Below are 10,914 nucleotides of genomic sequence, written 5' to 3'. Positions count from 1 at the left end.
GTCGAGGAGCAGGACGTCCTTGACCTCACCCTTGAGCACACCGGCCTGGAGGGTGGCGCCGATGGCGACGACCTCGTCCGGGTTGACGCCCTTGTTGGCGTCCTGACCGCCGGTGAGCTCCTTGACGAGCTCGGCGACGGCCGGCATGCGGGTGGAGCCGCCGACCAGGACCACGTGGTCGATCTCGGACAGCTGGATGCCGGCGTCCTTGATGACGTTGTGGAACGGGGTCTTGCAGCGGTCGAGCAGGTCCGAGGTCAGCTGCTGGAACTGGGCGCGCGTGAGCTTCTCGTCCAGGTGCAGCGGGCCCTCGGCGGAAGCCGTGATGTAGGGCAGGTTGATCGTGGTCTCCGTGGAGGAGGACAGCTCGATCTTCGCCTTCTCGGCGGCCTCGCGCAGACGCTGGAGCGCCATCTTGTCCTTGGACAGGTCGACGCCGTGGCCGTTGGCGAACTGCTTCACCAGGTAGTCGACGACGCGCTGGTCCCAGTCGTCGCCACCGAGGTGGTTGTCACCGTTGGTGGCCTTGACCTCGACGACACCGTCGCCGATCTCCAGGAGCGACACGTCGAAGGTGCCGCCACCGAGGTCGAAGACGAGAATGGTCTGGTCGTCCTTGTCGAGACCGTAGGCCAGGGCGGCGGCCGTCGGCTCGTTGACGATGCGCAGGACGTTCAGGCCGGCGATCTCGCCGGCCTCCTTCGTCGCCTGACGCTCGGAGTCGTTGAAGTAGGCCGGGACGGTGATGACCGCGTCCGTGACCTTCTCGCCCAGGTACGCCTCGGCGTCGCGCTTCAGCTTCTGCAGGATGAAGGCGCTCATCTGCTGCGGGTTGAAGTCCTTGCCATCCAGGTTGATCTTCCAGTCAGTGCCCATGTGGCGCTTGACGGAGCGGATGGTCCGGTCCACGTTCGTGACCGCCTGGCGCTTGGCCACCTCGCCGACGAGCACCTCGCCGTTCTTGGCGAAGGCGACGACGGACGGCGTGGTCCTGGCGCCCTCGGCGTTGGTGATGACGGTGGGCTCGCCGCCTTCCAGAACGCTGACGACGGAGTTAGTGGTGCCCAGGTCGATGCCGACCGCACGTGCCATTTCAATTCCTCCAGCTGACTTGAGTGGAACAGACTCAACCATGCCGTATCGCCGCTCCGGCGTCAACAGAGCTGAGTCGGGTCGGCTCAACCTTTAGGCCGCACTTACGCGCAACCTCCTGGGCACCGCCCCGACCCCGGCGGCGGGGGGAGGGCCGAACGGGGCATCCCGGCCGCGCGCCACCGCAAGACGGCCCACGGCATGCGGCAGCGTGCTGGCATGCTCCTGTTGCCGTCCCTCCCCGCCCGGCCTGGGTTCCGGCCGGTCCGGCCGCCGGCCAAGCGGGTGCTCGACCTCATCGGGGCAGTCGTCCTGCTGACCCTGTGTGCCGCACCGCTCGCACTGATCACCGCCCTGCTGTATGCGACCCAGGGCGGCCGGCCCTTCGTACGGGAACCCGCGGCGGGCCTGGCCGGACGGCCGTTCCGCACGTGGCGGCTGCGCACCGCCGGCACAGGCCGGATCGGCGCGGCCCTGGACCGCTGCGCCCTGGACGTCCTCCCTCAGCTGCTCAACGTGCTCCGCGGTGAGATGTCGCTGGTCGGGCCGCGCCCGCAGGCCCGCACGGACCACCCCGAAAGGCTCCTCGTACGCCCCGGAATGACCGGTTTGTGGCAGGTGAGCGCGCGCTCGGACCTACCCTGGGAGGAGATGACCCTGCTGGACCGGCATTATGTGGAGAACCACTGGCTCGGGATGGACCTCGCGATCCTGGCGCAGACCCCGCGCGCGGCCTACCGGCAAAGGGTCGCCTGAGCGACACAGATCACCGCACGCTCAGCTACATTGCGGCGTCGGGAATGGGTAACCTCAAGCCTTGACTTCATAAGTTACCGCTTAGTAAGTGCCGCCCGAGGAGCCCTCCCATGCAACTCGCCGCGATCATCGTGTCGCTGGTCCTGACCGTGGTCGGCGTCGCGCTGCTCGCCCGAGCCGTGGCGCAGATCTACCGCTTCGTGAAGCTCGGCCAGCCCGTGCCGGCCGGCAGCCGCACGGACGACCCGAAGGCCCGAACCCTCACCCTCGTCCGCGAGTTCCTCGGCCACAGCCGCATGAACCGGTGGGGCATCGTCGGCTTCGCGCACTGGTTCGTCGCGATCGGCTTCCTGACGCTGCCGCCGACCCTGGCGCAGGCCTACGGCCAGCTCTTCCAGGCCGACTGGGTGCTGCCCATCGTCGGCGGCTTCCTGCCGTTCGAGCTCTACATCGAGTTCATCGGCCTGATGACGGTCCTCGGCATCGTCGTCCTGATGGTGATCCGACTGCTCAGCCTGCCCTCGCGGGCCGGCCGCAAGTCGCGCTTCACCGGCTCGAAGGCCTGGCAGGCGTACTTCGTCGAGTACATCATCCTCACCATCGGCCTCGCGATCCTGTGCCTTCGCGGCCTCGAAGGCGCGATCCACCACGTGGACTCGTACGAGCCGGCGTACTTCGTCTCGTACCCGCTGGTCCTGGCCTTCAAGGGGCTCTCGGCGAGCGCGCTGCAGAACGCCATCTACTTCACCGCGATGATCAAGATCGGCACCTCGCTGATCTGGATGATCGTGGTCTCGCTCAACACCAACATGGGTGTCGCCTGGCACCGCTTCCTCGGCTTCCCGAACATCTGGTTCAAGCGGAACGCGGACGGCGCGGTCGCGCTGGGCGCGCTCCAGCCGATGACCAGCGGTGGCAAGGTCATCGACTTCGAGGACCCGGGCGAGGACGACGTCTTCGGCGTCTCGCAGGTCGAGCAGTTCTCCTGGAAGGGCATCCTCGACTTCTCCACGTGCACGGAGTGCGGTCGCTGTCAGTCGCAGTGCCCGGCCTGGAACACGGGCAAGCCGCTGTCGCCGAAGCTGCTCATCATGTCGCTGCGCGATCACGCGCACGCCAAGGCCCCGTACCTGCTGGCCGGTGGCGGCAAGGACATGGAGGGCAACGAGAAGGCCACGGCCGAGCAGCTGAAGGACGTCCCGGCCGCCGCCATCGCCGAGGCCGAGCGCCCGCTGATCGGCACGGTCGAGGAGAACGGCGTCATCGACCCGGACGTGCTGTGGTCCTGCACGACCTGCGGTGCGTGCGTGGAGCAGTGCCCGGTCGACATCGAGCACATCGACCACATCGTCGACATGCGCCGCTACCAGGTGATGATCGAGAGCGCGTTCCCGTCGGAGGCGGGCACGATGCTCAAGAACCTGGAGAAGAAGGGCAACCCCTGGGGCCTGGCGAAGAAGCAGCGCGTCGAGTGGACCAAGGAGGTGGACTTCGAGGTTCCGATCATCGGCAAGGACGCGGAGGACCTCTCCGAGTTCGACTACCTCTACTGGGTCGGCTGCGCCGGCGCCCTGGAGGACCGGGCCAAGAAGACCACGAAGGCCTTCGCGGAGCTGCTGAACATCGCGGGCGTCAAGTTCGCGATCATGGGCGGTGACGAGAAGTGCACCGGTGACTCGCCGCGCCGCCTGGGCAACGAGCCGCTGTTCCAGCAGCTGGGCCAGGAGAACGTGGCCATGCTGAACATGGCGTTCGGTGAGGACGACGAGGATCCCTCGACCCGTAAGCCGAAGTCGGCGAAGCGGATCGTCTCGACCTGCCCGCACTGCTTCAACACCATCGCGAACGAGTACCCGCAGCTGGGCGGCGAGTACGAGGTCATCCACCACACGCAGCTGCTCCAGCACCTGATCGACGAGGGCCGCCTCACGCCGGTCACCCCGGTCGACGGCCTGATCACGTACCACGACCCGTGCTACCTGGGCCGGCACAACAAGGTCTACACGCCGCCGCGCGAGATCATGTCGGCCGTGCCGGGGCTGCGGCAGCAGGAGATGCACCGCCACAAGGAGCGGGGCTTCTGCTGTGGCGCCGGTGGCGCGCGGATGTGGATGGAGGAGCGGATCGGCAAGCGCATCAACAACGAGCGTGTCGACGAGGCGCTGTCCCTGAACCCCGACATCGTCTCCACCGCCTGCCCGTTCTGCCTGGTCATGCTGACCGACTCGGTCAACGGCAAGAAGAACGAGGGCAAGGCGAAGGAGTCCGTGCAGGTCGTGGACGTGGCCCAGCTGCTGCTGGAGTCCGTGAAGGCCCCGGAACCGACGGAGGCGGAGCTCGCGGCCGCGGCGGCCGAGGCGGAGGCGGAGGCGGAGGCCGCTGCGGCAGCCGCTGCCGCGGAAGCGGAGGCCGAAGCGAAGGCGAAGGCCGACGCGGAGGCGAAGGCGGCGGCGGAGGCCAAGGCTGCAGCGGAGGCGAAGGCGGAGGCCAAGGCTGCAGCGGAGGCCAAGGCTGCGGCCGAAACGGAGGCCGAGGCTGACGCGGAGGCCGAGGTGGAGGCGAAGCCTGAGGCCGACGCGCAGGCTCCTGCCGAGGCGGCCCCGGAAACGGTGGCTGAGCCTGAGGCGGAGGCCGAGACGAAGTCTGAGGCCGAGACCCCGGCCGAGGCGGAGGCCGAGCCCAAGGTGGCCGAGGCGAAGCCCGAGGACGCCAAGTAGGTCATCGCGCACCACGCCGGAACGGCCGGTCCCCTTCTCGGGGGACCGGTCGTTCCGGCGTTCGAAGCTGGGGCATTTCGCCGAAACCTTTCGAAGGGCCGCAGGCTATGACACCTCCGCGCAAACCAGACGTGGAGCACGGCGGCGCCGGGGGTGGGGACACCCCCTCCGGGATCCCCTAAGGGATGTCACAGGTCAGCCGCAAAGGGTGGCTCTTCCGGCCGCCCGGCCACCGGGGCCCGCCGGACCAGGTACGTTCGATCACGTGGCTGGATTCAGGATCGGACGCGGCCGGGACAACAACCGCTCTCCGCAACAACCCCCGCAGCAGCAGCAGTCGTACGGCCAGCAGCAACCGCCGCCGTACGGCCAGCAGCCCTACCCTCCCGTCGGCGGCCCACCCCCGCAGCAGCAGTGGCCCCAGCCGGGCGCCGGGGGGCACGGCGAGCCGGAGTACTTCGACCCGTACGGGCAGCAGTCGCCGCACGCGCAGCAGCCCCCGTACGGCCAGGGAGGCGGCGGGGGCTACACGAACGACAACCCGGGTCACACCCAGGTCTTCGCCGTCGGTGAGGACCCGTACAGCCAGGGCGCGACCTACCAGGCGGGTGCGGCCGCGGCCGCCCCGTCCGGGCCGCGCCTCCCCTGGAAGGAACTGCTCCGCGGCATCGTGACGCGGCCGGGACAGACCTTCCTGCAGATGCGCGACTACGCCGTCTGGGGTCCCGCGCTGATCGTGACCTTCCTCTACGGATGCCTTGCGGTCTTCGGCCTCGACGACGCCCGCGAGGACGTGATCAAAGCGACCCTGTCGAAGGCCGTCCCGATCGTCCTGTCCGCGGGCGTGGCCTTCGTCATCTGCGGGCTGATCCTGGGCGCGGTCACGCACACCCTGGCCCGCCAGATGGGCGGCGACGGCACGTGGCAGCCGACCGTCGGCCTGTCGATGCTGGTCATGTCCGTCACGGACGCGCCGCGCCTGCTGTTCGCCGTGTTCCTCGGCGGCGACAACATGGTCGTCCAGGTACTGGGCTGGGCCACCTGGGTCGCGGCCGGAGCGCTCTTCACCTCGCTGATCAGCAAGTCGCACGACCTGCCCTGGCCGAAGGCGCTGGGCGCGTCCGCGATCCAGCTCATCGCGCTGCTGTCGATCATCAAGCTGGGCACCATCTAAGCCCGGTCCTCGCACACGAAAGGGCCCGCCGCGCAGTGTCTGCGCGGCGGGCCCTTCACGTACCTCGCCTATCTTGCGTATCTTCGCGTACGCCTCCAGGCGGCCGGCGCCTAGGCGTCGAGGACCTGGCCCTCACGCTTCACGACGGGCGGTTCGACCGACCAGGGGAAGTTGATCCACTCGTCGGTCTTCTTCCACACGTACTCGCACTTCACGAGCGAGTGGGACTTCTCGTAGATGACGGCGGAGCGCACCTCGGCGACGTGGCCCAGGCAGAAGTCGTGGACGAGCTTCAGCGTCTTGCCGGTGTCGGCCACGTCATCGGCGATGAGGACCTTCTTGTCGGTGAAGTCGATCGCCTCGGGCACGGGCGCCAGCATGACCGGCATCTCCAGCGTGGTGCCGACGCCGGTGTAGAACTCGACGTTCACCAGGTGGATGTTCTTGCAGTCCAGCGCGTACGCCAGGCCGCCCGCGACGAAGACGCCGCCGCGGGCGATGCTCAGGATGATGTCGGGCTCGTAGCCGTCGTCGGCGATCGTCTGCGCCAGCTCGCGCACGGCGCTGCCGAAGCCCTCGTAGGTCAGGTTCTCGCGTACTGCGCTCATGCCTCGTGCCTCACCTGGGTGCGGTGGAAGTTCTGGAAGGAGCGCGAGGCGGTCGGCCCGCGCTGCCCCTGGTACCGGGACCCGTACCGCTCGCTGCCGTACGGGAACTCCGCGGGCGAGCTGAGCCGGAACATGCACAGCTGCCCGATCTTCATACCCGGCCAGAGCTTGATCGGCAGCGTGGCGAGGTTCGACAGCTCCAGGGTCACGTGACCCGAGAACCCGGGGTCGATGAACCCGGCGGTGGAGTGGGTCACCAGGCCGAGGCGGCCCAGGCTGGACTTCCCCTCCAGCCTGGAGGCGATGTCGTCGGGCAGCGAGACGACCTCGTACGTCGAGGCGAGGACGAACTCACCCGGATGCAGAATGAACGCCTCGTCCCCTTCGGGCTCGACCATCCGCGTCAGGTCGGGCTGCTCGACCGCGGGATCGATGTGGGCGTAGCGGTGATTCTCGAACACCCGGAAGAACCGGTCGAGACGTACATCGATGCTGGAGGGCTGCACCATCGACTCCTCGAACGGGTCGATGCGAACCCGTCCGCTGTCGATCTCGGCCCGGATGTCTTTGTCAGAGAGAAGCACGTCCCGAGGATACGCAGAGCGCGCGGGCCACCCCCAATCGAGAGGGCGATCCGCGCGCCCGGCCCTGCCGCTATCGCTTCGTGCCACCCACGGGCACGGCATGCCTCAACCGCGCGCACCGCGGACACCGCAGCAGCCGCCCGGGCCCGATCCGGCCGGCACCGAGGTGCTGCAGCGGGAAGGAGGCGGTACTGAAAACGTGCCCTTCGGCACAACGGACGACGGTGTGCTCCATCGAGTCCCTTTCCCCAACGAGCCGTACTGCGACGAATCGCCACATTAGGGGATGATCGGCACCCACTCCAGCCGCCGCTCCGCACCCCACGGTACGCTCCAACTCCCGCACACACACGCCCCCGTGCACACCACACATGACGACGACCCCGCGGCAGATTCGCCGGGGGTCGATCATGAGGTAGAGTGTTCAACGCTAGGGCTCCAGGCAACTGGCCCTCTGCGCGGATGTAGTTTAATGGTAGAACATGAGCTTCCCAAGCTTATAGCGCGGGTTCGATTCCCGTCATCCGCTCTTGAACGAAGGCCCAGGTCAGCGACCTGGGCCTTCTTCATTGTCTAGACCTCTCCACCCTTGCCGCACCCTCCGCGTGCCCCAACTCGCAGGAATACCCTGGCCAGAGGACCCTTCGCGCACCACTTGCACCACATGAGCGCATGGGCATCCCTGATCGCGAGACGCATTTCACGTGACCTGCACCACAAGCTGCCGATCTTGCGCGAATTCGGCTCAGCAAAGCAGGGCCGCAACCACCCACCTCGCCCCGTCAGTTCGCGGCAAGGGCGCCACCTTCCCGGCCCCAGGCATCGCCGCCAGCGCCAGTCAGGGCATGGGACCCCGCCCATCCGCAGATGATCACAAGTAGTGACTGAAGGATGACCTGTTGTCAGTGCAGGGTGCTTTCATGGGTCAGTTGCTCAGGGAGGCGCAACGCGACCACTGAGGGGGATACAGCTGTGCCCTGGATCAAGAAGTACGTGAAATCGGACGGCACCGAGGTCAGCGCCCATCTGCGGCTCCCGCCCGGGGCCCGGCGCGAGACTGCGCTGCTGGGCATGTTCGTGGCTGGAGCGTTCATCCTCGGGAACGGCTCGACGACGGCAGGTGCTGGCACAGAACCAAGGCAGGGGTTACCCCAACCGCAATCGACGGTGGTCTACCCGATCAAGTGGCCGGCATGGGAGAACCAACAGACACCGCTGCCGCAGCCAACGGTCTCGTATCCGATTGTCTTCCCCGGCGCGGGGCGCGGCCGGTGAGCCGCCATCCCGCCCGGCGCCGACAAAGCCGAAGCAGTCGCCCCCGCAAACAGAAGGGCTCCGACCTCCAGTTCTTCTTGATGATCGGCCTCGTCGGCGCGGTGACGGCCAGCCTCATGGCGTCGGTGCTGACCTGGGTGACCGAGCACCCATGGATCCTCGCGCTCCCGGTCATCGCCGTAGCGGGTGTGGGCGCAGTCGGGGTGTACCTGCAGAGGGAAGCAGCCCGCCGGGATCTCGTCCGAGCCCAGGAACTCCGGTATGTGGTAGAGAACTTAGACGGTCTGCACTACACCCAGTTCGAATACGCCGTGCGAGCCCTGATGTACCGAGACGGCTGTCAGAACGCACAGCAAGTCGGTAAGGGCGGCGACAAGGGAGCCGATGTGAAGGCCACCGACCCCCACGGCCGTCGCTGGGTGATCCAGTGCAAGCACCGCAAGGATGGCTGGGCAGGATCCGCGGTCGGCGCACCAGACCTCTACGTCCTCAACGGCACCGGCCGCCAGGTACACAACGGCGACGTTCTGGTCATGCTCACCAATGGCCGCTTCTCCAAGCCCGCCGTCGACTTCGCCAAGTCCCAGCACCTCCACCTCGTCGACCGCCACCTCCTCGCCCAGTGGGCAAGCGGCTCCCGCCCCCTGTGGGAACTCCTCCGCTCAGTACCTCCGCCCCGAAAATCCGCCTCGCTCTCCTAGCGCTCCAGCGTGATTTCGCGATCACGCGATGATCACGCCCCTGACCCCTGCATTGGTGCCGTGGCCCAGACCGGATGGTGCATCGAGGATTACGTCCAGGCCGCGAAGGGCCAGGTCAGACTGGTCCAGGGCCGAGGCCGGCACTGGACCGCCAGGTCACTGGCACTGCCGACTACAACTTCTCGACATAGATCACAAGGTCGAACCCGAGCTAAGGGCTTGCAGATCATTAACACGTCGTCTTGATCTTGTTGTCCTCGCTGGTCTGTGCCTGGACCCGGGCCTGAAGGGCGGCGAGGGCCGTGGGTGGGGTTGTCGCCGGTGGGATGGTGATGCCGCGTGCCTCGAGCAGTCGCCGGTTCTTCAAGAGGGTGCGGTGCATTGCGGTGCGGCTCGTGCCGAACAGCACGGCGAGGGGTTCCGCGGCCAGGGCGGCCCGTAGGTGGAGCACGGTGGCCAGGACCTGGTCGGGGAAGGCCAGCCGGGGCGGGCGGCCGCGCCGGATATCCCCGTCCGGGGCCAGGGTCTCGGTGAGGTCGTTCAGTTGCTGGAGGGTCATCCCGGTCAGTGCGGGATCGGAGAGCAAGGCCTGGTTCCACTGCGGATCCGGCGTCTGCGGGGCCCGGGCCGCCGGGATTTCAGGTGATGGCTGGGGGTGCAGTGCATAGTTCCAGGCGCCCTGGAACGCGTGCCGGGTCAGCGGCAGGGCGGCCATCTCCGCGTCTTTGATACGGACTCCGGTCGGGTAGGTGTTGGTGTCGAGTTCGGCCCTCACGCGCAGTCCGGTGCGGGTGGTGGTCGCGGCGATCGACTGCACGATGACTTCGTGGCTGGTCAGCGGGCGGCCGCTCCAGTTCATGGTGATGTGCGAGAACAGCCGGTGCTCGATCTTGTTCCACTTCGAAGTGCCCGGTGGTAGGTGGCACACGGTGATCGTCAGCCCGGTTTCAGCGGCGAGTTGAGCCAGCTTGAGCTTCCATGCCCGGGTGCGGTAGCCGTTGGATCCGCCGGCGTCGGCGGTGATCAGGAGCCGTGTCGCTCGCGGGTAGGCGGTCTGGCCCTGGTCGTGCCACCAGCGGCGGATCGATTCCACGGCGAACGCGGCGGTGTCGTGATCGGTGCCGACGTTGACCCAGCCGGTGTTCGCGGTCAGATCGTAGATCCCGTAGGGGACGGCCTTGCCCAGCTGCGGGTCGGCGAAGTCGTGGACGCTGACCGGGACGGGCTCGCCGGCGGGACGCCACTGGCGGCCGCTGTTCTTGAAGTCGCCGACGAGTTCCTTCTTCTTGGTGTCCACGCTGATGACCGGCTGGCCGGCGTCCCGGTGGTGGCGGGCTTGCTCGTTGAGGTAACGGAACTGGGTGTCCCGGTCCGGATGCTGGTTACCCTCGAGCGTCTTCGCGTTGGCCTGCAGGCTGAAGCCTTCCTCCCGCAGCAGGTCGCCCACGGTATCGGCGCTGATCCGGTGCCCGGCCCGGGCCAGCTCCGCCGCGATCGTACGGGTCGATTTCACAGTCCACCGCAGCGGCGACATCGGGTCGCCTCTCTCATCGGGCTCGACCAGCGCCAGCAGTGCCGGCCGCAGCCCCGGGTCCAGATCGGCGACCCGTTTGCGTCCTCCGCCGGGACGCCGGACCCGCCCCAACGGCTCGTCGCCGGATTCCAGCTCGAACACGCCATCGCGGACCGTCGTCTCACTGACCTGGGCCGCCCGAGCGACAGCGCGGATGCCACCATGTCCCAGCAGCCGGGCCTCGGCCCCCATCAACAGCCGTCGCTGCCGCTCGTCCAGATGCGGGAACAACACCGCGAACTTCGCGGAGAGTTGGTCACGGGTCTCGTCCGGGATGCGCATACCAGACCAACGAGCCCCAGGTCGGGAAGCAACACCTTGATGATCTGCAAGCCCTAATAGGACTCCGTTAGGTTGTTCTTGATCTTGGGGTGGTGTGTGTCGTTTCCGGCAGGGGTCGCTGGCAGGTTGTGCAGATGCCGGTCCAGCACCTC

At 67.7% G+C, this 10,914-nt stretch carries 8 protein-coding genes, 1 tRNA gene and 1 pseudogene; 6 read left to right on the top strand and 4 right to left on the bottom strand.

From position 1 onward, the window contains the following. On the bottom strand, positions 1-1,092 hold a 1,092-nt coding region (locus ACWGIF_RS36820; RefSeq protein WP_453504088.1), incomplete at its 3' end, for an Hsp70 family protein. Positions 1,093-1,311: 219 nt separating this feature from the next. Between ACWGIF_RS36820 and ACWGIF_RS36815 the strand changes: the two genes are divergently transcribed. The 3 genes and pseudogenes from ACWGIF_RS36815 (at position 1,312) to ACWGIF_RS36805 (ending at position 5,739) form a co-directional block, all read left to right on the top strand. After that, positions 1,312-1,848 carry a sugar transferase gene (locus ACWGIF_RS36815; protein WP_453504086.1) on the top strand — a complete coding sequence of 179 codons (537 nt, stop codon included), beginning with the start codon at positions 1,312-1,314 and terminating at the stop codon, positions 1,846-1,848. Positions 1,849-1,958: 110 nt separating this feature from the next. Continuing rightward, positions 1,959-4,175 (top strand): annotated as a pseudogene (locus ACWGIF_RS36810) (heterodisulfide reductase-related iron-sulfur binding cluster); the annotation flags it as partial. A gap of 655 nt (positions 4,176-4,830) precedes the next feature. Then, the gene (locus ACWGIF_RS36805) at positions 4,831-5,739 is read left to right on the top strand and encodes a Yip1 family protein (RefSeq protein WP_453504084.1); all 909 of its coding nucleotides are present in this window, start codon (positions 4,831-4,833) and stop codon (positions 5,737-5,739) included. Between the two features lie 110 nt (positions 5,740-5,849). On the opposite strand, the gene ACWGIF_RS36800 is transcribed toward ACWGIF_RS36805, so the two are convergent. Together ACWGIF_RS36800 and dcd are read right to left on the bottom strand one after the other, a co-directional pair. Continuing rightward, positions 5,850-6,347 carry a phosphoribosyltransferase gene (locus ACWGIF_RS36800; protein ID WP_453504082.1) on the bottom strand — a complete coding sequence of 166 codons (498 nt, stop codon included), beginning with the start codon at positions 6,345-6,347 and terminating at the stop codon, positions 5,850-5,852. Beyond that, positions 6,344-6,931 (bottom strand): dCTP deaminase, encoded by a 588-nt coding sequence (dcd, locus tag ACWGIF_RS36795; RefSeq protein WP_030152916.1) that lies wholly within the window; start codon positions 6,929-6,931, stop codon positions 6,344-6,346. The genes ACWGIF_RS36800 and dcd overlap by 4 nt, the downstream gene beginning before the upstream one ends. 458 nt (positions 6,932-7,389) lie before the next feature. Between dcd and ACWGIF_RS36790 the strand changes: the two genes are divergently transcribed. The 3 genes from ACWGIF_RS36790 to ACWGIF_RS36780 all read left to right on the top strand — a co-directional run bounded on the left by ACWGIF_RS36790 (position 7,390) and on the right by ACWGIF_RS36780 (position 8,907). Beyond that, positions 7,390-7,460, top strand: a tRNA-Gly gene (locus tag ACWGIF_RS36790). 443 nt (positions 7,461-7,903) lie between these two features. Further along, complete coding sequence (locus ACWGIF_RS36785) at positions 7,904-8,206, top strand: hypothetical protein (RefSeq protein WP_453504080.1); 303 nt, start codon at positions 7,904-7,906, stop codon at positions 8,204-8,206. An 80-nt stretch (positions 8,207-8,286) separates the two neighbouring features. Further along, complete coding sequence (locus ACWGIF_RS36780; protein WP_453504078.1) at positions 8,287-8,907, top strand: restriction endonuclease; 621 nt, start codon at positions 8,287-8,289, stop codon at positions 8,905-8,907. 229 nt (positions 8,908-9,136) lie between these two features. Here ACWGIF_RS36780 and ACWGIF_RS36775 read toward each other — a convergent pair whose 3' ends face one another. Next, positions 9,137-10,762, bottom strand: coding sequence for an ISAzo13-like element ISStsp1 family transposase (locus ACWGIF_RS36775; RefSeq protein ID WP_453504076.1), 1,626 nt, complete (start codon positions 10,760-10,762; stop codon positions 9,137-9,139). Positions 10,763-10,914: the final 152 nt, after the last annotated feature.

This window comes from Streptomyces sp. NPDC054849 (genome assembly GCF_053610945.1).
This window is presented reverse-complemented; position numbering and strand designations above follow the sequence as displayed.